General features: G+C 72.3%; 23 protein-coding genes. 7 read left to right on the top strand and 16 right to left on the bottom strand.

What is annotated here, in order from left to right; translation table 11 throughout:
* The first annotated feature begins 205 nt into the window (after positions 1-205).
* Positions 206-910 carry a helix-turn-helix transcriptional regulator gene (locus AB0O48_RS08685; protein WP_357253481.1) on the top strand — a complete coding sequence of 235 codons (705 nt, stop codon included), beginning with the start codon at positions 206-208 and terminating at the stop codon, positions 908-910.
* Positions 911-958: 48 nt separating this feature from the next.
* Here AB0O48_RS08685 and AB0O48_RS08680 read toward each other — a convergent pair whose 3' ends face one another.
* From AB0O48_RS08680 to AB0O48_RS08655, 6 genes are all read right to left on the bottom strand, one after another.
* Entirely contained in the window at positions 959-1,660 is a 702-nt protein-coding gene (locus tag AB0O48_RS08680) for a uracil-DNA glycosylase (protein WP_141911135.1), read from the bottom strand.
* Between the two features lie 65 nt (positions 1,661-1,725).
* Positions 1,726-2,208 (bottom strand): tRNA (adenosine(37)-N6)-threonylcarbamoyltransferase complex ATPase subunit type 1 TsaE, encoded by a 483-nt coding sequence (gene tsaE / locus AB0O48_RS08675; RefSeq protein WP_184178621.1) that lies wholly within the window; start codon positions 2,206-2,208, stop codon positions 1,726-1,728.
* Complete coding sequence (locus tag AB0O48_RS08670; protein ID WP_357253485.1) at positions 2,205-3,308, bottom strand: alpha/beta hydrolase; 1,104 nt, start codon at positions 3,306-3,308, stop codon at positions 2,205-2,207. Before AB0O48_RS08670 ends, tsaE begins: the two co-directional genes overlap by 4 nt.
* A 55-nt stretch (positions 3,309-3,363) precedes the next feature.
* Positions 3,364-4,482, bottom strand: coding sequence for an alanine racemase (gene alr / locus AB0O48_RS08665; RefSeq protein ID WP_357253486.1), 1,119 nt, complete (start codon positions 4,480-4,482; stop codon positions 3,364-3,366).
* A 90-nt stretch (positions 4,483-4,572) separates the two neighbouring features.
* Positions 4,573-6,042, bottom strand: coding sequence for an NAD(P)H-hydrate dehydratase (locus AB0O48_RS08660; protein ID WP_365064090.1), 1,470 nt, complete (start codon positions 6,040-6,042; stop codon positions 4,573-4,575).
* Between the two features lie 55 nt (positions 6,043-6,097).
* The gene (locus AB0O48_RS08655) at positions 6,098-6,466 is read right to left on the bottom strand and encodes a holo-ACP synthase (protein ID WP_357253490.1); all 369 of its coding nucleotides are present in this window, start codon (positions 6,464-6,466) and stop codon (positions 6,098-6,100) included.
* Between the two features lie 174 nt (positions 6,467-6,640).
* On the opposite strand from AB0O48_RS08655, the gene AB0O48_RS08650 reads away from it, so the two are divergent.
* Together AB0O48_RS08650 and AB0O48_RS08645 are read left to right on the top strand one after the other, a co-directional pair.
* The gene (locus AB0O48_RS08650; protein ID WP_357253492.1) at positions 6,641-6,937 is read left to right on the top strand and encodes a hypothetical protein; all 297 of its coding nucleotides are present in this window, start codon (positions 6,641-6,643) and stop codon (positions 6,935-6,937) included.
* Complete coding sequence (locus tag AB0O48_RS08645; RefSeq protein ID WP_357253493.1) at positions 6,934-8,526, top strand: alpha/beta hydrolase; 1,593 nt, start codon at positions 6,934-6,936, stop codon at positions 8,524-8,526. The genes AB0O48_RS08650 and AB0O48_RS08645 overlap by 4 nt, the downstream gene beginning before the upstream one ends.
* A 3-nt stretch (positions 8,527-8,529) precedes the next feature.
* Here AB0O48_RS08645 and glmS read toward each other — a convergent pair whose 3' ends face one another.
* A complete protein-coding gene (gene glmS, locus AB0O48_RS08640; RefSeq protein WP_357253495.1) occupies positions 8,530-10,443 on the bottom strand; it encodes a glutamine--fructose-6-phosphate transaminase (isomerizing) in 1,914 nt (637 codons plus the stop codon).
* 372 nt (positions 10,444-10,815) lie between these two features.
* Here glmS and AB0O48_RS08635 point away from each other — a divergent pair, with 372 nt between their 5' ends.
* From AB0O48_RS08635 to AB0O48_RS08625, 3 genes are all read left to right on the top strand, one after another.
* Positions 10,816-11,193 (top strand): hypothetical protein, encoded by a 378-nt coding sequence (locus AB0O48_RS08635; RefSeq protein WP_365064084.1) that lies wholly within the window; start codon positions 10,816-10,818, stop codon positions 11,191-11,193.
* A 49-nt stretch (positions 11,194-11,242) separates the two neighbouring features.
* Complete coding sequence (locus tag AB0O48_RS08630) at positions 11,243-11,392, top strand: hypothetical protein (protein ID WP_357253499.1); 150 nt, start codon at positions 11,243-11,245, stop codon at positions 11,390-11,392.
* Positions 11,393-11,471: 79 nt separating this feature from the next.
* On the top strand, positions 11,472-12,656 hold the full coding sequence (locus tag AB0O48_RS08625; RefSeq protein ID WP_357570920.1) for a pyridoxal phosphate-dependent aminotransferase: 1,185 nt from the start codon (positions 11,472-11,474) through the stop codon (positions 12,654-12,656).
* Positions 12,657-12,731: 75 nt separating this feature from the next.
* Here AB0O48_RS08625 and glmM read toward each other — a convergent pair whose 3' ends face one another.
* The 9 genes from glmM to AB0O48_RS08580 all read right to left on the bottom strand — a co-directional run bounded on the left by glmM (position 12,732) and on the right by AB0O48_RS08580 (position 19,452).
* Positions 12,732-14,090, bottom strand: a complete 1,359-nt coding sequence (gene glmM / locus AB0O48_RS08620; protein ID WP_357253503.1) for a phosphoglucosamine mutase — start codon at positions 14,088-14,090, stop codon at positions 12,732-12,734.
* 117 nt (positions 14,091-14,207) lie between these two features.
* Positions 14,208-14,687 (bottom strand): 30S ribosomal protein S9, encoded by a 480-nt coding sequence (rpsI, locus tag AB0O48_RS08615; RefSeq protein ID WP_357253505.1) that lies wholly within the window; start codon positions 14,685-14,687, stop codon positions 14,208-14,210.
* A gap of 20 nt (positions 14,688-14,707) precedes the next feature.
* Complete coding sequence (rplM, locus tag AB0O48_RS08610; protein ID WP_053653864.1) at positions 14,708-15,151, bottom strand: 50S ribosomal protein L13; 444 nt, start codon at positions 15,149-15,151, stop codon at positions 14,708-14,710.
* Between the two features lie 209 nt (positions 15,152-15,360).
* Positions 15,361-16,746, bottom strand: coding sequence for a nitrate/nitrite transporter (locus tag AB0O48_RS08605; RefSeq protein WP_357253508.1), 1,386 nt, complete (start codon positions 16,744-16,746; stop codon positions 15,361-15,363).
* Positions 16,747-16,875: 129 nt separating this feature from the next.
* Positions 16,876-17,169: a hypothetical protein gene (locus tag AB0O48_RS08600; protein ID WP_357253510.1), complete on the bottom strand. Its 294-nt coding sequence runs from the start codon at positions 17,167-17,169 to the stop codon at positions 16,876-16,878.
* Positions 17,159-17,416: a DUF6364 family protein gene (locus AB0O48_RS08595; protein ID WP_088950199.1), complete on the bottom strand. Its 258-nt coding sequence runs from the start codon at positions 17,414-17,416 to the stop codon at positions 17,159-17,161. The genes AB0O48_RS08600 and AB0O48_RS08595 overlap by 11 nt, the downstream gene beginning before the upstream one ends.
* A 90-nt stretch (positions 17,417-17,506) precedes the next feature.
* A complete protein-coding gene (locus tag AB0O48_RS08590) occupies positions 17,507-18,202 on the bottom strand; it encodes a class I SAM-dependent methyltransferase (RefSeq protein ID WP_357253512.1) in 696 nt (231 codons plus the stop codon).
* Positions 18,203-18,493: 291 nt separating this feature from the next.
* Complete coding sequence (locus tag AB0O48_RS08585; protein ID WP_357253695.1) at positions 18,494-18,688, bottom strand: DUF397 domain-containing protein; 195 nt, start codon at positions 18,686-18,688, stop codon at positions 18,494-18,496.
* Positions 18,685-19,452, bottom strand: a complete 768-nt coding sequence (locus AB0O48_RS08580; protein WP_357253514.1) for a DUF5753 domain-containing protein — start codon at positions 19,450-19,452, stop codon at positions 18,685-18,687. Before AB0O48_RS08580 ends, AB0O48_RS08585 begins: the two co-directional genes overlap by 4 nt.
* 313 nt (positions 19,453-19,765) lie before the next feature.
* Here AB0O48_RS08580 and AB0O48_RS08575 point away from each other — a divergent pair, with 313 nt between their 5' ends.
* Complete coding sequence (locus AB0O48_RS08575; RefSeq protein ID WP_365064390.1) at positions 19,766-20,053, top strand: hypothetical protein; 288 nt, start codon at positions 19,766-19,768, stop codon at positions 20,051-20,053.
* Positions 20,054-20,073 lie beyond the last annotated feature (20 nt).

Below are 20,073 nucleotides of genomic sequence, written 5' to 3'. Positions count from 1 at the left end.
GCGAAGCGGCCGGGAGGGCCGACGCCACATCTCCTTTTGAGCGTGATGCCTGTGAGTCATCTTGATGACTCACAGGCATCACGCTCGCTGGGATGAGGCCCGCCGCCAGGTCATCGACCGGGGCGGTCCTCGGCCGGATCAGCGGCGAGTCGTCAATATGCCGCAGAGGTATCGCCGGCATTCGGCCTTGGTCCACCATGCCGGGATGCCATCCACTCGCCTTGTCACCCTTCTCGGCGCTACCGTGCGGCAGCAACGACACCTGCGCGAGCTGAGCCAGCGTCAGTTGGCCGCGCTGGCCGGGGTCAGCCAGGCTGCGGTGGCCAGGATCGAACGTGGCGAGCGTGCGCCGACCATCCCGGTGCTGGAACGGATGCTCGCTGCGATGGATGTGCAGCTGACCGTCGGGGTGGAGCCGCTGGACGCGCACCTTGACGCCCGGATGGACGCCCTGGCTGCTCAGCCGATCGCGGAGCGGATCGACGAGCTGGACCTGGATCGGTTGCTGGACCGGCTCAGCGATCTACCCCAGGTACTCACCGGGAGTACGGCTGCGCTGTTGCAGGGCGCGCCGGTGCCGGTGGAGGCGCTGGAGATCGCCGTGCGATGGCAGGACTCGAAGGTGTTGACCCGCTGGCTGGAGAGGAACTACAGCCAGCGGTGGAACGCCCGCTGGGGCGAGTTCGGCGGGGTGTGGTTGGAGCCCGAGGAGCCCGGCGAACACCGCTGGTCGACCCGGTACGGGGAGATCAGGGCCACGATGTGCGACGAGCTCCCCGAGACGATCGAGGTGCGCCACGGCGACCGGAGTTACCAGGTGGTGCCGCTTGTCGAGCTGGAGCTGACCGAGCCGCGCGCCGCCGATCTGCTACGCCGTTACCGGGACCGGCAATCGGCCAGCGGCGGCTGAACCAACCGCCGGCCGACCTGCGGGCAGCGCGCGCGGCCTGGTGCCAGCTCAGCCTGCGGTGCGCTCCCAGTCGATGGTGGGCAGGCCGGCGTCGGCGAGCGCCTTGTTGGCCGCGCTGAACGGACGGCTGCCGAGGAAGCCACGCGGGTTCATCGGGCTGGGGTGGCCGGCCTCCAGCACCACGTGCTGCGGATTGGTGACCAGCGCCGCCTTCTTGCGGGCGTAACCACCCCAGAGCAGGAAGACCACCCGGTCCGGCGAGGCGTCCAGCGCCCGGATGGTCGCGTCGGTGAACTCCTCCCAGCCGGCGTTGGCGTGCGAGCCCGGGGTGGCCTGGCGGACGGTCAGCACCGCGTTGAGCAGCAGCACACCCTGGGCGGCCCACCCGTCGAGGTTGCCGCTGCGCGGCTTGGGGACGCCGACGTCCTCGCCCAACTCCTTGAAGACGTTGCGCAACGACGGGGGCACTGTCACCCCGTCCCGGACGCTGAAGCTCAACCCGTGTGCCTGCCCGGCCCGGTGGTACGGGTCCTGCCCGAGGATCAGCACCCGGGTGCCCTGCGGCGGGCAGAGCCGGTACGCCGAGAACAGGTCCTCGAGAGGCGGGAAGACGGTCTGCGTGGCGTATTCCCGGGCGACGAACTCGGCCAACGCGGCGGTGCGGGCCGCGTCCAGGTGCGGGGTGAGCACGGCACGCCACTGCTCCGGCAACAGGGCCAGCAGGTCAAGGGCGGGGGCATCGTCGGGCATCAGGAACCTCTCACAGCTCGGGTCGGTCCCCCGCACTCTAGGCATCCGGTACGACAGCGGCCGGCCTAACCCAGGTCGGCGAGCCGCCGGGCCCAGTCGCCACCGATCGGGTCCAGCTCGACGATCCGGGTGTCGTCGTCGCGGCGGTCGATGCGGACCCGTAGGTGCGCGTCGACCAACTGCTCCACCAGTCCCTCGCCCCACTCCACCACCGTCACCGAGTCGTCCACCGAGGCGTCGAGGTCCAGGTCGTCGATCTCGGCGCGCGGATCGGTGGCGTCACCCAACCGGTACGCGTCCGCGTGCACCAGGGCGACCCGGCCACCTCGGGCCGGATCGGGGCGGTGCACCCGGGCGATCACGAAGGTCGGCGAGGTGATGTCGCCGACCACACCGAGCCCGGCGCCGACGCCCTGCGTGAGCGCGGTCTTACCGGCGCCCAGCGGACCGGTCAACAGCACCAGGTCACCGGCCCGCAGCAGCCCGGCCAGGCGCCGGCCGAACTCCCGGGTGTCCTCGACGGTCGGCAGCTTGACGACGTGACTCACCGTTCCTCCGACTTTCCAAGTGATTCGAGGAACCGCGCGAGCGCGGCGTTGACCTCGTCAGCATGCTCCAACATCACCACGTGACCGCTGTCCTTGATCTTGACGAACTCGGCGTGTGGCAGCCGCCGGACGATCTCCTCGGAATGGACCACCGGGGTGATCATGTCCTTGTCGCCGACCACCACCAGCACCGGCGTCGCGGCCAACGCCGCGAGGGCCGGGAAGCGGGAGTGCGTGGCCAGGGTCCGCAGGTAGCGGGTCACCGTGTCGGCCGACGTCCGGGAGTTCATCATCTCGACGTACGAGACCAGAGTGGGGCTGGGCTTGCGGGTGCCGAAGCCGTACTTGCGGGTCAGCAGCCAGGCCACGTTCGACGTCGACTTGCGGGCCTTGTCGATCACCGGCCCGCCGTAGCGGGTGGCGTTGCTGACCATGTAGAGCACCGGGCCGCCAACCCGGCCGAGCAGCGCGGGCGCGACCAGCTTGGTCTCCGCGACGAGCCCGCCCGAGGTGGCCATCAGGACGGTGCCCACCACCCGGTCACCGAACAGCTCCGGAAACAGTTCGGCGAACGCCATGATGGTCATGCCGCCCATCGAGTGGCCGACCAGCACCAGTGGCCCGTCCGGGGCGGTGCGGTCGATCACCTGGCGCAACGTCCGGCCGAGCACCGTGAGGTCGTACTCGCCGGTCTCCAGCCGGCCGGACCGACCGTGCCCGGGTTGGTCGTACGCGACGACGCGGTAGTCACCGCGGGCGGCGAGCATCTGGCGCTGGAAGTGGAACGTACCCATGTCCAGGCAGAAGCCGTGCACCAGCACCACCGTGGGGTGCCCCGGCACCGGCCTGGTCGGCTCGACCACCTCGACGTGGATGTCGGTGCCGTCCGGCAACTCCAGGCGGAACGCCTCGTCGTACCGTTGCTCGCCGAACATCTCGTGCGCGTAGCGGTCGGCCGGGTCGGCCTTGAGCCGGCGGACCAGGGTGCGCTCGGTCGCGACCCCGGCCGCCAGGCCCGCGGCGGCAACGCCCACCGCGGCGCCGACGATCCCCGCGACCCGGCCCACCGCGGTCCGCGGACGCGGAATGCGGTAGCTCACGGCGTCACCTCGGTTCGCGACTGCGGGGCTCGCAACCCCGGCTCACTCCTCGCGCTCACGGCCGCTCGCCGTCGTAGACCCGCGGCACCCGCGTGCTGCCGAACCGGGTCACGATCTCGTAGTTGATCGTGCCGGCGGCCTCGGCCCAGTCGTCGGCTGTCGGCTCGCCGTCCGCGCCGCTGCCGAAGAGCGTCGCCACGTCGCCGTCCGCCACCCGGTCGTCGCCGCAGTCGAGCACGAACTGGTCCATGCAGACCCGCCCCGAGATCGTCCGCCGGACGCCACCGAGCTGCACCGGACCGGCGTTGGAGGCGTGCCGGGGAACCCCGTCGGCGTACCCGAGTGGGACCACGGCGAGATTCGCGTCGGATTCCGTGGTGTAGGTGTGCCCGTAGGAGACTCCGGTGCCGGCGGGAACCCGCTTGGTGAGCATCACCCGGGCGCGCGCGGTCATCGCCGGTCGCAGACCGTACGTCTCGCCGGCCACCGGGGAGAGCCCGTAGATGGCCAGACCGGGGCGGACCAGGTCGAAGTGGGTGTCCGGGCGGGTCAGGGTGGCCGCCGAGTTGGCGAGGTGCCGCCAGCGCGGTCGCAGCCCGGCCCGCTCGACCATGGCCAGCCCCTCGTGGAAGACGGCCAGTTGACGGTCGATGGTGGGGTGGCCGGGCAGGTCCGCGTACACGAAGTGGCTCCACACGCCGACCACCTCGACCAGGCCGTCGGCCTGCGCCTTCGCGGCGGCGTCCAGCAGCGCCGGCCAGTCGGCGACGGTCGCCCCGCCCCGGGACAACCCAGTGTCGATCTTCAGGTGCAGGCGGACGGGGCGTCCGGCGAGCCGGCTCGCCTCGATCATCTCGTCCAGTTGGGACAGGCTGGCCGCGCTCAGGTCCACCCCGGCGCCGACCCCCTCGTGCAGCGGTAGGCCGGGCGCGAGCAGCCAGGCCAGCACCGGCTCGGTCACTCCGGCCCGCCGCAGGGTGAGCGCCTCGTCGAGGGTGCAGACACCGAGCCAGTCCGCGCCGGCGTCGAGCGCCGCGCGAGCGGCGGGGAGCATCCCGTGGCCGTACCCGTCGCCCTTGACCACCGCCATCAACTCGGCGGTGGTGCCGGAGCGGAGCCTGCTCACGTTCTCGCGGATCGCGTCAAGATCGACGCGTACCTCGGCCTGCCACATGCGCCCAGCCTACTTTCCGTGGAGATCAGCGCGGGCGGCGACGCACGGCCCGCACGGCCGATCCGGTCGTTCCGCCCGGAACCGACCCGATCAGCCCAGGCGGGCGACGACCGGGCGCAGCGCGGTCACCACGTCGGGCGCGGTCACCGGCCCGCTCCGGGCCGCCTCCCGGCCGGCGAGCCCGTGCAGGTACGCGGCCGCGGCCGCGGCCCGATCGGCGGGCACACCGGCCGCCAGGAGTGAGCCCAGCAGCCCGGCCAGCACATCGCCGGTGCCGCCGGTGGCCAGTGCCGGGGAGCCGGTCGGGTTGACGTACGCCCGACCGTCAGGTGTGCCGATCACCGTGCGGTCGCCCTTGAGCAGCACCACCGCCTTCATCCAGGCGGCCAGCCGCAGCGCGGCGCCGACCCGGTCGGCGCCGGGGTCCTCACCGCAGAGTCGGGTGAACTCGCGGTCGTGCGGGGTGACCACGATCGGCGCGTCCCGACCGCGGAGCTGGTCGGCGAGCGACCCGTCCACCAGCAGGGTCAACGCGTCGGCGTCGAGCACCACGGGCACCGGGGCGGCCAGCACGGCGCGCAGCTCGGCCGCCGCGTCGGCACCGGTGCCCAGCCCGGAGCCACAGACCCAGGCCTGCACCCGACCCGCGTCGGCGACCCGCCCACTGGCGATCACCGAGGGGTGCTGGTGCAACACCTCGGCGCGGGCGCTGCCGGCGTAGCGGACCAGGCCGGTCGGCCCGGCCAGCGCACCGCCCACCGAGAGCACCGCCGCACCCGGGTAGGTCGCCGAGCCGGTCGCCACCCCCACCACACCCCGCGTGTACTTCTCCGATGCCGGACCCAGCTCCGGCCACCAGTCGATGACGTCGGACCACTCGGTGACCCGCAGCGCCGGGGTGCCCCGCAACCAGGGCCGCAGCCCGATGTCGACGAGCTCCACCTGGCCGGCCAGGGCAGCGGCCGGCCCGACCACCAGGGCGGGCTTCAACGCGCCGAACGCCACCGTCACGTCGGCGTGCACCGCGTTCGGTCGGCCGGACGAGGCCAGCGGCACGTCCCCGGTGTCCACCGCGACGCCGCTCGGCACGTCCACCGCCAGCACTGTGGCCCGGTCACCGTCACGTCCGCGCAGCTCACCGAGCCGTTGCGCCATCGCGTCCGCGCCGGCCCGCAGCCCCCCGGTGCCACCGATGCCGACGATGCCGTCGAGTACCAGGTCGACCGGGCCGGTGGGCTGGTCGACCAGCCGACCGCCGGCCGCTCGCAGCGCGGCCAGTCCCGCCTCGTGCGCACGCCCGGGAGTGAGGAGCAGGACGGACACCTGGACACCCCGGCGGGCCAGTCGCTCCCCCGCGTACAACGCGTCGCCGCCGTTGTCGCCGGAACCGACGAGCAGCAGCACCCGGCCGCCGTATACGCCGCCGCGCTCGGCGAGCAGCAGTGCGGCCCGGCGGGACAGCCCGGCGGCGGCGCGCTGCATGAGCGTCCCCTCCGGCAGCGTGCCCATCAGCCCCGCCTCGGCCGCCCGCACGTCGGCCACCCGCCACACCGCTCTCATGCCACCGTCTCCCCATCAGTTCACGGGTGGACCCGACCGGCCCGCCCGGTCGACGTCACCGTTCCGCGACCACCATCGCCGACGCGATCCCCCCGTCGTGCGACAACGAGAGATGCCAGTGGTTGACCCCGCGCGCCTCGGCCGCCGCCGCGACGGTGCCGGCGACAGCCAGCCAGGGACGGCCGTCCGGGTCGGCCCTGATCTCGCAGTCGTGCCAGCTCAGCCCGGCCGGGGCGCCGAGCGCCTTGGCCACGGCCTCCTTGGCGGCGAACCGGGCGGCGAGCGACTCCGGCGGGCGCGGGCCGCCGGAGCGGGTGTGCCGCTCGGCGCTGGTGAAGAGTCGGTCGGCGAGCAGCGGCGTCCGTGCCAGGGCCCGGGCGAACCGGTCGACCAGGACCACGTCGATGCCGACAGCGACGATCACGATCACACCCTACCGGCGGCCGGGGCCGGAGATTAGCCGTCGGGGCCACGGTGGGCAACGCCTGTGGACAGGCCGGGGTACGACCCACCGCCCGCTGTCCACAGGGCACTCCGGTGCCCTCCACGCCCGCCTAGCGTCAGCGCGTCGATGCCGATCGTCCACGGGGGTGTGGTCATGACCGATGAGCTGTTCGCCGTCCGGCCCGAGGAGCTGCGGGCGGTCGCCGGCACGCTCGACGACGAGGCGTACCGGCTGGCGTTGGGCCTCGCAAGGGTGCCGGAGCTGCTGGTGGTCGCGCCCGAGTGGAGGGCCGGCGCGGCTCTGGCCGGGCTGGAGGCGGCCGGGCACGCCTGGTTCTGCCGGCTGGGTGCTCGGGTCGCGGCGACCTCCGGTGGAGTCCGGGCGGCGGCCGAGGCGTACGAGACGGTCGACGACCGGGCCGCCGGCCGGTTCGCCGCGCTCCCCCGGTGAGCGGCGTCGGCTACCGGCAGCTGTGGGCGGCCGATCCGGGCGGCTGGCGGACCGCCGGGGTGGCCTGGGCCGGGCTGACCGGGCCGGTCGACCGACAGGTCGGCGAGTTGGGGGCGGCCGGCACGCGCCTGCGCAGCGGTTGGTCCGGTGCGGCAGCCACCGCGGCGGATGCCCGGCTCGCCGGTCTCGGTGCCGAGCTGGCCTCGGTCACACCCGCACTGATCGAGGTCGACCAGGTGCTGGCCGAGCTGGCGGGCCGGCTGACGGTCGCGAAGGCCCGGCTCGCGGAGGCGGTCAACCGGGCGGACGCGGCCGGGCTGGTGGTGGACCGCGCGGGCGGGGTGCACGTCGATCCCACCCGGGTTCGGCCCACCGAACGGACCAGCGTCGTGGCCGCTTCGGTGGCGGCGGCCCTGCGCGACGCGCTCGACGGAGCCGGGGCGGCGGATCGGGTCGCCGCGGACCGGCTGGACGAGCTGACCCGGGCCGCCGGCTCGGGGTGGGCGTCCCCGCCACCGCCGGGTCGGCCGGCGGCCGGTGCCGCACCAACGCTTGTGCGCGCCTGGTGGGCAGGGTTGACCCCGACGCAGCGACGGTGGCTGATCGGGCACGAGAGTGCGCTGGTCGGCCGTTTGGACGGGGTGCCGGTCGCCGCCCGGGACCAGGCCAACCGGCTGCGGCTCGGGGTCTGGCGCGCGGAGTTGCTGGCTGAACGGCAGCGGTTGCTGACCCGGGTGCCGCCGGGGCCGCTCACGACGCTCCGCCTGCACGGGGTGGCCGGGCGGTTGGCCGGCCTGGACGCGTTGGCCGGGCGGCTGGCGGCGGACGGGGAGCCGCGGGCGTACCTGCTGCGGCTGGACACGGCCGGTGAGGGCCGGGTGGTGCTGACGCTCGGCAACCCGGACCAGGCCGACCGGGTGCTCACCTACGTGCCGGGGATGGGTTCCGGGCTGGACGACGCTCCCGGTGAGTTGGGCAGGGCGGCGCGGGTGCTGGACCGGTGCGCCACCCTCGCCCCGGGTGAGCGCAGCGCGGCCGTGCTCTGGTTGGACTACGACGCTCCGGACTTCGTGACCGCAGCGGCGTCGGCGGGCCAGGCAAACGACGCCGGCCCGGCGCTGCACCGCTTCCAGGAGGGGCTGCGGGCCAGCCACGAGGGGCCACCGGCCCGGCAGACCGTGCTCGGGCACAGCTACGGGTCACTGGTGGTGGGGACGGCCGCGCGGGAGCACGGGCTGGCCGCCGACGCGCTGGTCTTCGTCGGTTCGCCCGGGGTCGGCGCGTCGCACGCCGCCGAGCTGGGCGTGCCACCCGGTGAGGTCTGGGCCAGCCGCGCCCCGGACGACGTGATCCGCGTCGCCCGCCCGGTTGACGAGTTCGCCCGGCGCGCCCTGCTCGGCCCGGCTTCACTGGCCGCGGTGCTGGGCTGGCCCGACCGGAGCGGGCACGAGCTGTGGTTCGGTCACGACCCGTCGGATCCGGGGTTCGGCGGTCGGGTCTTCGGCAGCGGGCGAGGCGGGCACACCGGTTACTGGGACCCGGGCAATCCCGCGCTGGACGGGATGGCCCGGGTCGTGCTGGGGCGTTGAGGCCTATTCGACGGTGACCGACTTGGCCAGGTTGCGGGGCTGGTCCACGTCGTGCCCACGGGCGTCGGCGATCTCGGCGGCGAGCACCTGCAACGGCACCGTGGTGACGAGCGGGGCCAGCAGCGTCGGCGTACGCGGCACGTAGATCAGGTGGTCGGCGTACCGGACGACGGCCTCGTCGCCCTCTTCGGCGATCACAATGGTCCGCGCGCCACGGGCCCGGACCTCCTGGATGTTGGAGACGACCTTGTCGTGCAGCATGCCCCGGCCGACCGGCGAGGGCACCACGCAGATCACCGGTGTGCCCTTGTCGATCAGGGCGATCGGGCCGTGCTTCAGCTCGCCGGCCGCGAAGCCCTCGGCGTGCATGTACGCCAACTCCTTGAGCTTCAGCGCGCCCTCCAGGGCCACCGGGTAGCCCACGTGCCGGCCGATGAACAGCACGGTTGGCTCGGACTTCAACTCCCGGGCCAGCTCACGGACGGGCTCGATCCGGTCGAGCAGCTCCCGCAACTTGCCCGGGATCTCCTGCAACTGCGCGACCACCGCGCCCACCTCGTCGGCGAACTTGATCCCGCGCACCTGGGCCAGGTGCAGGCCGATCAGGTAGCAGGCGACGACCTGGGTGAGGAACGCCTTGGTGGACGCGACGGCGATCTCCGGCCCGCCATGGGTGTAGAGCACCGCGTCCGACTCGCGGGGGATCGTCGAGCCGTTGGTGTTGCAGATCGCCAGCACCCGGGCCTTCTGCTCCTTGGCGTGGCGCAGCGCCATCAGGGTGTCCATCGTCTCGCCGGACTGGGAGATCACCACGATCAGCGTGGACCGGTCGAGCACCGGGTCGCGATAGCGGAACTCGCTGGCCAGCTCCACCTCGCAGGGGATCCGCGTCCAGTGCTCGATGGCGTACTTGGCGACCATGCCGGCGTGGTACGCCGTGCCGCAGGCCACGATGAAGATCTTGTCGACGTCGCGCAGGTCCTGGTCGCTGAGGCGGACCTCGTCGAGGGCGATCTCACCGGTCTCGGTGAGCCGGCCGAGCAGCGTGTCGGCGATGGCCTGCGGCTGCTCCTCGATCTCCTTGAGCATGAACCAGTCGTAGCCGCCCTTCTCGGCCGACGAGGAGTCCCAGTCGATGTGGAAGTCCTTGCCGGTGGCGGGCTGACCGTCGAAGTCGGTGATCTCGATGCTGTCGGCGGTGATCAGCACGATCTGGTCCTGGCCCAGCTCGACTGCTTCCCGGGTGTGCTCGATGAACGCGGCCACGTCGCTGGCCAGGTAGTTCTCGCCGTCGCCCCGGCCGACGACGAGCGGCGAGTTGCGCCGGGCGCCGACGACCGCGCCGGGCACCGAGGCGTCGACGGCGAGCAGCGTGAAGGCGCCTTCCAGCCGCTGGCAGACGACGCGCATGCCGGCGGCGAGCAACTGCGGGCCGTCCGGCTGGCCGGCGGCACGCAGGTCGGCAAGCGCGGCGGCGAGCAGGTGCGCGGCGCACTCGGTGTCGGTGTCGCTGGCGAACTGGACGCCGTCGGCCTCCAGCTCGGCGCGGAGCCTGGCGAAGTTTTCGATGATGCCGTTGTGGATGACCGCGACCCGTCCGTCGCCGGCGACGTGCGGGTGGGCGTTGCGGTCGGTCGGGCCACCGTGGGTGGCCCACCGCGTGTGCCCGATGCCGGTGGTGCCGTCACCGATCCCGATCGGGCTGGCCGCGCAGGAGGCCGGGTCCTCGGCGGCCCGCTCGGAGAGCATCTTCTCCAGGTTGGCCAGCTTGCCGGCCTTCTTCTCGGTCAGCAGTTGGTCGTCGCAGACGATTGCCACGCCCGCCGAGTCGTAGCCGCGGTATTCCAGCCGCCGCAGCCCGTCGAGGACGATGCCGAGAGCGGGGCGCGCGCCCGCGTATCCCACGATTCCACACATGGCCCGCAGCCTAACCCAGTTTCACTCATGATGGGTGCTCGAAAGTCGGGTTATCAATCACGGAATCTGAGCGATCGGGGTCTGGGCGGCCACAACGGGACGAGCGTCGCAGGCCGTTCGTGCCCCACCCCGGAGGGCAGGGTTGCGGCGCGCCAGCGGGTGCGAAAGTCTCTCGACGGGTTTGGCGCTCCCGTCCACGGCCCGTACGTCCTACCCACTCCCGCCCGGAGCAGCCATGACCGACGCGCCCTCGCCCGACCCGTCGCCCTCACCCGCACCGGAGCCGACCCCCTCCGCGCCCCCGCCCGAGCCGACGGCGTCGCCCTCCTCGGCGCCGATCCCGGCCCCCGACCCGCTGGCTCCGGTTCAGCCGTGGGCGCCCCAGGCCCCATGGACACCGTCGCCGTGGTCGCCATCTCCGCCGACCGAGCCCTGGGCGCCGACCCCGCCCGACACCCAGTGGACGCCCCAGCCGCCCGCGGCGCCGTGGACGCCCGACACCCAGTGGACGCCCCAGCCGCCCGCGGCGCCGTGGACGCCCGACGCACAGACGTCCCCCTGGTCGCCGGCTCCGGCCGACGCCTCCGGCGCGCCGCCGGCCGGATCACCGCCGCCGGGGTGGCCCACGCCGGCCGGATCGCCGCCAGCGGGGTGGCCCCAGCAGCCGGGCCAGCCGCAGTACCCGGGCTGGCCGCCGCCGGGGTATCCGCCGCCGTACGCCTACCCCGGCTATCCACCGGCCGGCGGTAGCTCACCGAGGAACAACGGCCGGGTCATCGGGATCGCCGTCGCTGTCGTCGTGGCGCTGTTCCTGCTCGTCTGTGGCTGCCTCTGCGTGGCTGGTCTGCTGGTCGACACGAACGGTTCCGACCCAGCGGTCGAGGGCCCGTACGTCAATCCCGACGACGACTGGACCGCACCCACCGCCGGACCACCCACTCCCGAGTGACCTGCCTGGTTTGATCATGGAGCACGGTGCGCTCACGTGAGGCTGGGGTTCAGCCACCGGCACCCGTAGGCTGGCGCAGGTGACGAGCACCGATATCGACCCGCTGGTGGCCCGGATGCGGCCGTTCGGCACGACGATCTTCGCCGAGATGTCCGCCCTCGCCGTGCGGACCGGCGCGGTCAACCTCGGCCAGGGCTTCCCCGACACCGACGGCCCTCCGGAGATGCTGGCCGCCGCCGCCGAGGCGCTTCGCGGGGGGCAGAACCAGTACCCGCCCGGCCCGGGGATTCCCGCTCTGCGCGCGGCGGTCGCGGCCCACCAACTGCGGTTCCACGACCTGACGTACGACCCGGACGGCGAGATCGTCATCACCGCCGGCGCGACGGAGGCGGTCGCGGCGAGCATCCTCGCCCTCTGCGAACCGGGCGACGAGGTGGTCTGCTTCGAGCCGTACTACGACTCGTACGCCGCCTCGATCGCGCTTGCCGGCGCGGTCCGGCGGCCGGTGACGCTGCGCCCCGCGGCCGAGGGCCGGTACGCCTTCGACCCGACGGCGCTCCGCGCGGCGTTCGGCCCACGGACCCGGCTGGTGCTGCTCAACTCGCCGCACAACCCGACCGGCAAGGTCTTCACCCCGGCCGAACTGGCGCTGATCGCCGAGCTGTGCCAGGAGTACGACACGTACGCGGTCACCGACGAGGTGTACGAGCACCTGGTCTTCACCGACGCGGCGAATCCGCACGTGCCACTGGCCACCCTGCCCGGGATGTGGGAGCGGACGCTGCGCATCTCGTCGGCCGGCAAGACGTTCTCCTGCACGGGTTGGAAGATCGGCTGGGCGAGCGGCCCGGCGGCGCTGGTCTCGGCGGTGCTGCGGGTGAAGCAGTTCCTCACCTACGTCAACGCGGCCCCGCTGCAACCGGCGGTCGCCGTGGCGCTGGCCCTGCCGGACGACTACTACACCGGCTTCCGGGACGGCCTCCAGCAGCGGCGGGACCAGCTCGTCGGCGGTCTCACCGACGCCGGGTTCGAGGTGCTCGACTCGGAGGGGACATACTTCGTCACCGCCGACATCACCGCCCTCGGCGGCTCCGACGGGGTGGAGTTCTGCCGCTCGCTGCCGGAGCGTTGCGGCGTGGTGGCCGTGCCGACGCAGGTCTTCTACGACGACGTCGAGGCGGGCCGACGGTTGGTCCGGTTCGCGTTCTGCAAGCGCCCCGAGGTGCTGACCGAGGCGGTCAACCGGCTGCGCGCTCTGCGCTGATCCGGCGGCCCCGGCTGTGCCGGAGGCTGTGGAACTGCTGTCGTGAACGATTCAGCTCCACAGCGTCCGACTGACCTACGACGCGGCGGGGCTGGCGGTGCGGACCAGTTCGGCGATCCGCTCGGCGACGTCGCGCGCGGTCTGCTCGGTGGCGGCCTCGACCATCACCCGGACCAGCGGCTCGGTGCCCGACGGGCGCAGCAGCACCCGCCCGGTCTCACCCAGCTCCGCCTCGGCCCGCTCGACCTCGGCGCGGACGGCCGGTGCGGCGGCGCCGACGGTCCGGTCGCCGACCGGCACGTTGATCAGCACCTGGGGCAGTTTGGTGACCACCGAGGCCAGCTCGGCGAGGGACTGGCCGGTGGCGGCCATCCGGGCCATCAGGTGCAGGCCGGTGAGCACTCCGTCGCCGGTGGTGGCATGCGCCGGCATGACGATGTGACCGCTCTGCTCACCGCCGAGCGCCAGCCCGGAGGCGCGCAGGGCCTCCAGGACGTACCGGTCGCCGACCTTGGTCTCGATCAGCCGGATGCCCTGTGCGGACATGGCCAACCGTAGGCCGAGGTTGCTCATCACGGTCGCGACCAGGGTGTCCTGGGTGAGCGTGCCGGCATCCCTCATGGCCAGCGCGAGGATCGCCATCACCTGGTCGCCGTCGACCTCGTCGCCGTCGGCGCTGACCGCCACGATCCGGTCGGCGTCGCCGTCGTGGGCGATGCCCAGGTGGGCGCCGTGCTGGACCACGGCCTCGCGCAGCGCCTCGATGTGGTTGGAGCCGCACTCGTCGTTGATGTTCAGGCCGTTCGGTTCGGCGTGGATCGCGACGACCTCCGCGCCGGCTTCCCGGTAGGCGACCGGGGCGACCTCGGCGGCAGCGCCGTTGGCGCAGTCGACCACGACCTTGATCCCGTCCAGCCGGTGCGGCACGGCTCCGACCAGGTGCTGGACGTAGTGGTCGGCACCGTCGAGCAGGTCGTGCACCCGGCCGATGCCGGCGCCGGTCGGCCGGTCCCAGGCGGTGGTGGCGTTGGCCTCCACGGCGGCCTCGATCTTCATCTCGATCTCGTCGGGCAGCTTGTGCCCGCCGGCGGCGAAGAGCTTGATGCCGTTGTCGGGCATCGGGTTGTGCGACGCGGAGAGCACCACGCCGAGGTCGGCCTTGGCCTCGGCGGTGAGGAACGCCACCGCGGGGGTGGGCAGCACGCCGACCCGCACCACGTTGGCACCGGCGCTGGTCAGGCCGGCGACCACGGCGGCCTCCAGCATCTCGCCACTGGCCCGGGTGTCCCGGCCGACGACGGCCAGCGGCGGGTGGCTGCGGTCCGTCTCGGCGAGCGTGTGCGCGGCGGCCACCGCGAGCGCCAGTGCCAGTTCCGGGGTGAGATCCGCGTTTGCCCGCCCGCGTACGCCGTCCGTGCCGAACAACCGACCCATACCCGCCAACCTCCGTGGTGCGCTGCCGATGTGGAGAAAGCGAAACGGCCGGCCGCCTCCCCCGAGTCGGGGGAGGCGAACCGGCCGTCCGTCAGAAGTACAACGCGCTGGAAAAGATCAGCGCTTCGAGTACTGGGGAGCCTTACGGGCCTTCTTGAGGCCGTACTTCTTGCTCTCCTTGACCCGGGCGTCCCGGGTGAGGAAGCCGGCCTTCTTCAGGGCCGGGCGGTCGTCCGGCTCGTTGATGATCAACGCGCGGGCGATGCCCAGCCGGAGCGCACCGGCCTGGCCGGTGGTGCCGCCGCCACGCAGGTTGGCGATGACGTCGAACGCCTCAAGCTTCTCGGCGGTGACCAGCGGGTCCTTGATGAGCTGCTGGTGCACCTTGCTCGGGAAGTACGCCTCGAGGTCCTGGCCGTTGCAGGTGATCTTGCCGGTGCCCGGGACGATGCGGACCCGGACGATGGCCTCCTTGCGGCGGCCCACGGTCTGGATCGGCCGGTCACCACGAGGCGCGCGGGCGACGGGCGCCGGTGCCTCGGTGGCCTCGGGGGTTTCCGGGGCGACGGCGACCTCGGTCTCGATGATGTCGGTCATGCTGCTTCCTTCGCCCGCGCTCACTGCGCGATCTGCTTGATCTCGAACGGCACCGGCTGCTGCGCGAGGTGCGGGTGCTCGGCACCGGCGTACACCTTCAGCTTCTTGATCAGCTGACGGCCGAGCTTGTTGTGCGGGAGCATCCCCTTCACAGCCAGCTCGATGGCCCGCTCGGGGCGCTTGGTCAGCAGCTCGTCATAGCCGATCTGCTTCAGACCACCCGGGTATCCGGAGTGGCGGTAAGCAACCTTGGTCTGACGCTTGTTGCCGGTCAACGCAACCTTGCCCGCGTTCACGATGACGACAAAGTCGCCCGTGTCGACGTGCGGCGCGAAAGTCGGCTTGTGCTTACCACGCAGCAACGTGGCGGCGTGGGTGGCCAGGCGGCCCAGCACGACATCAGAGGCGTCGATGACGTGCCACTGACGCTCGATCTCACCCGGCTTCGGGCTGTACGTACGCACAGGTCTACCTTGTCTCGTCGTCGGTCTGGGGTCGCGCGCCGAGGTGACCAGATCTAGCAGGCCGGACCAGCGCGCACGAACGACCAAGCGTACCTGATAGGGCACGCCTCTGGATGTCGTACAACAGCAGGCAACGATACCCGGCGCGGTGTCCGCAGGTCAAAACGGGGGTGCCGTTCCGCACGGCGACGCGCCGGGGGTGGCCCAGCTCACACGCCGGCGAGCCGATCGGCGGCGCCCGGACGGCGGTAGACCACCCAGGTGACCGCGAAGCAGAGGGCGTACCAGCCGATGAAGGCCAGGTAGGCGGCGTCGGCGTTACCGGAGCTGAGGAACGACTGGCGGAACGCGACGTTGACCAGCACCCCACCGGAGGCGCCGATCGCGCCCGCGATGCCGATCAACGCGCCGGTCATCCGCCGCGCCCAGCGGGCGGCGGCCTCCGGATCGCGGCGACCGTCGGCCACCGCGTCCGCCGCCCGGGCCCGGAAGATCGCCGGGATCATCTTGTACGTGGAGCCGTTGCCGATGCCGGAGAACACGAAGAGGGCGATGAACCCGGCCAGGTAGAGCCCGAACGAGCGCTCCCGGGCCGCGTACAGCACGATGCCCGCGCCGGCCGCCATCGCGACGAAGTTCCAGAAGGTCACCCGGGATCCGCCCAGCCGGTCGGCGAGGTGCCCGCCCAGCGGCCGGATCAGCGAGCCGACAAGCGGGCCGAGGAAGGTCAGCCAGGCGGCATCGACCGGGGTGGGGAACCGCTCGGCGAACTGGAGTTGGAGCACCTGACCGAAGGCGAACCCGAACCCGATGAACGACCCGAAGGTGCCGATGTAGAGCAGCGACATGACCCAGGTGTGCGGGTCGCGGGCCGCCTCACGCAGCGCTCCCGGCTCGTTGCGCGCCCCGGGCACGGTGTCCAACCAGCGGGCCGCGGCCAGCGCGGCCAGCACGATCAGCGGCAGGTAGACCGCCGGGACCAACCGGGGGTACGCGGCACCGGCGGTGGCGAGGACCGCCAGCCCGACCAGCTGCACCGCGGGTACGCCGAGGTTGCCGCCGCCGGCGTTGAGCCCGAGGGCCCGTCCCTTGAGCCGCTGCGGGTAGAACAGGTTGATGTTCGCCATCGAGGAGGCGAAGTTGCCGCCACCGACGCCGGTGAGGCAGGCGAGCACCATCAGGGTGGAGTAGGAGACCCCGGGTTCCAGCAACACCGTCATCGGCACCGTGGGCACCAGCAGCAGCAGGGCGCTGATGATCGTCCAGCGTCGCCCGCCGAACCGGGCCACCGCCAGCGTGTACGGCAGCCGCAGGACCGCTCCCAGCGCCGCCGGTACGGCGGTGAGCAGGAACTTCCCGGCCGGGTCGATGCCGTACGCGGGGCCGAGGAAGAGCACGGTCACCGACCAGAGGCTCCACACCGAGAAGCCGACGTGCTCGGCGAAGATCGAGACCCAGAGGTTGCGCCGGGCGATCGGCGCGCCCGTCGCCTCCCAGAAGTCGGGGTCCTCGGGACGCCAGTCGTCGAGCCGGCGCCCACGCGCGGTGGCGGCCGGCTTCGCGGCGGTGACTGCGGTGCTGGTGAGCGTGCTCACGGCGGCTCCTTCTCGTCGGTGTGACGAGGAGAAACGCTAGGAACGCCTGATTACCTGGCAGTGCCCGTCCTGGGTCGGCCGGGAAACGGGGATCGCACCACGGGCCGGCGGCGGTGGTGAGGTCGGTGCTCAGAGCTGTTGCAGGATGCGCAGCGCGCGGCCGACCCGGAGCATCGTGTCGGTGTCGGCGACGTCCACGCAGCCGGTGAACCACTTCTTCATCGGCGAGGAGATGCGGTCGGGCATCACCACGTACCGGCCCATCGACACGGCGAGCGGCGAGTCGCGCAGCAGTGACTCCTCGACAACCTCGACCACGATCACGATGGGCACGTCGGTGGAGTTGTAGACGTCCGAGCTGACCACCAGACCGAGGCGTTCCCGGGCGCCCTCAATGCGCCAGACCTCTCCCCTACGCAGCACGCGGTCGTCCGCCGGAGAGCAGGTCGTTGACCATGCCCACCTCGCGGGCGTCGGCGAGAGCGGCGGACTCCAGGTCCAGGCCGGCGCGGCCCACGGCGGCGGCGTGCGCGGTGAAGACCTCGCGCAGCGCCTTCTCGCGGGCGGCCTGGTCCATCCACGCGGAGAGCGACAACCCCTCGCGCTTGGCGAACCGCCGCGCCTCCTCGATCGTCTCGTCGGTAAACGACAGAGTCACCTTGGCAGTCATGCCGCTGAGACTACCCGGCGGTATGACCACCAGTCATCCCGGCGGCGACCGGCTCGCGTACCGGCGTCGAAACGCCCATTCCGGCGACTGTCACCGAACCCGACCACCGAACACCGCGAAGCGCCACTCCTTGAAGTAACAGTCGACGTCGACCAGGCCGGCCTCGGCGAGCCAGCGACACTGGTCGGCCACGGTCGCCGGCCGGTCGTGCCGCATCCGGCCCCGGGAGCCGGCGATCTCCTCGGGGGACGCGCCCAGCTCGGTGATCCGCTCCATCCACACCTCGTCATAGCGCCGCTCCAGCTCCGGGGTCGGCCCGGCGACCTGCTCGGCGTTGACGAACACCCCGCCCGGCGCCAGCGCGGCGGCGGCCCGCCGGTAGAGCGCCCGCTTGCCGGCGTCGTCCAGGTGGTGGATGGCCAGTGCGCTGACCACCGCGTCGTACCGGCCGGGCGGCAGCTCGTCGGACAGGTCGGCCCGCACCGACCGGTGCGGCACGGACCGGTCGCGCAGTTGCTCGGTGGCGCGCGCGAGCATCGCCGGCGCCCCGTCGACAAGGGTCAGCCGGACTCCGGGCACCGCCGTGGCCAACAGCAGCGAGAGCAGGCCGGTGCCCGCCCCGAGATCCAACACCTCGGGAGTACGACCGGCCGCCAGCGCCGCGCGCAGCGGCGGTGTGGCCACCTGCACGGCGGTGCCGTAGAAGGCGTCGAAGCAGGGGATCAGCCGCCGACGCTCCTCGTCGTAGGTGCCGGCCACAGCGTCGAAGACGTCCGTCACGCTCATCGCTAGCTCCCAAACTTTGAGACAGGCATCCCATATTATAGGCGCACCACACCAGGCAGCGACACTGATGCCGTCAGCGATCCAGCTCCCAAGGCTTCGGCTCACACCTCCCGCCGCACGCGAAGCCACCGCGGCTTCCGCAGCGGTGGAACCGGCGCCGCCGTGAGCGGTCCATGTGGTCGGTCTGGCTACGCCTGCGCTGCCTGGCGGGGTGGTCGACCGCGGACACGCGAGAGGCCCCCGGCGATTTCCTTGGATTCCAGGAGCCGGGGGCCGTTCGTGCTGCGTTGGTTAGCCGACGGGGCCGATCGCCTTCGCCAGGTCGACGAAGCCAGCCCATGCCGCCGGTCCGAAGGTCAGCGTCCCGCCGTCGCGGTCTTTGGTGTCACGGACGAGCACGACGCCGGGGAGGTTGCCGGCAACCTCGACGCAGTTACCGCCGTTGCTGCCGCTGCGGGTGCTCTTGCGCCACTGCACGCCGGTCATGTCCATGCTGCCGCCGCTTTCCTGACGAGATCGAGAGACTGCGCCCTGGGTAGGGCATCGCCAACTATGCGCGCCCACCTTCGTCCAAGGGTAGCAATTTCCGTCGTTTCGTCGATGATCTGAGCTCTGACCTGGCCGTCCACATGCGCAACCTGCGCGCCGTCAGGCATCTCGGCCATGGTGAACGGCCCGCCGAGGCCGAGATACATCGGCGTGTCAGCCGGTACGACGTGCACCTGCACATGCGGCAATGCGGCGCACGTCGCGATGTGTTCGCACTGCTCGCGCATCAGCGCGGCGCTGCGCCCGGCCCGTCGCCGTAGCACTGCCTCGTCGAGCACGGCGACGACCAGCGGCGGGCGAGGGCGGTGCAGGATCGCGTGTCGCAGCATCCGCGCGGACACCCGGTCCTCGATCTCTTCGGAGGTCAGCGATTCCATGGCGAGCGTCGCCCGCGCGTACGCCTCGGTCTGAAGGAGGCCGGGCACCCATGCCAGCTCGAACCACCGCAACGCGACCGCCTCGCGCTCGATGTCGATCCACGGCCGGAACCATGCTGGTTCCCGTCGGGTGAGGACGTCCGGCCAGAGGTCGCCCACCTCCCGGCCGAGCAGCCTGGCGACCTCGACGCGATGCCGGCTGCGCGGGATGCGTCCTGGATTAGCCCACCGCGCGGCAGTCTTCGGATCGACCCCGATCTGACCAGCGAGACTTTCAGCGGTCTCCCCGACCTCGGCCATAGCCGCGATGAGTACCTGATTCACTCCTAATCCCTCCTCGACGTCCCGAACGTCCCAGAGGAATGCTGCTACGGAGTGTATGCGTCCCACAACCCTGAGAGAGGCTGCGCTGTAGACGGCGCGGCCGGTAGGGAGCACGGAACCCGGCGGACGCGTTCGTATCGGGGCCGCCCTTGGCCTGCCACAGATCTTGGACAGTTTCCGTTACGCGAGAACGGAAACTGTCCAAGATCTCCACGAGCGAGCACGCATGGGGCGGTCCCTTCCCACGTGACGACGAGGAGAGAGCGCCGTGCCGGACGAGCTGCCCGATCGGAAACCCCAGTCGACGCCCCACCTGCGGAAGCCGCACCCGGGTGACGTCCTGCACCTGACCCGCGCCGCGAGTGTTCAGTTCCTGCGCCCGATCTTCGTCCGCGTGATTCGGGTCCTCGACTGGCCGACGTACGACGCCTGGTTGTGGATTGACGGTTACGAGCTGGCCGCGAACGGCGACGCGGTCGCACGCCGGTCCCTGTTCGTGATGCTCGCGGGCCTGATCTGGCCGGACCCGCCCGCCCCGGCAGCCGGTCGTCGGCCAACCACGCGCACGCGCGTGAAGGGCGGTTCGGTGAGGGTCGGATGACCCGCCGCCCTCGCCCACAC

Origin of the sequence: Micromonospora sp. NPDC085948, assembly GCF_040686315.1 — a bacterium.
Classification (GTDB): domain Bacteria; phylum Actinomycetota; class Actinomycetes; order Mycobacteriales; family Micromonosporaceae; genus Micromonospora.
The sequence above is the reverse complement of the archived record's forward strand: the minus strand, read 5'-3'. Positions and strand labels throughout refer to the sequence as shown.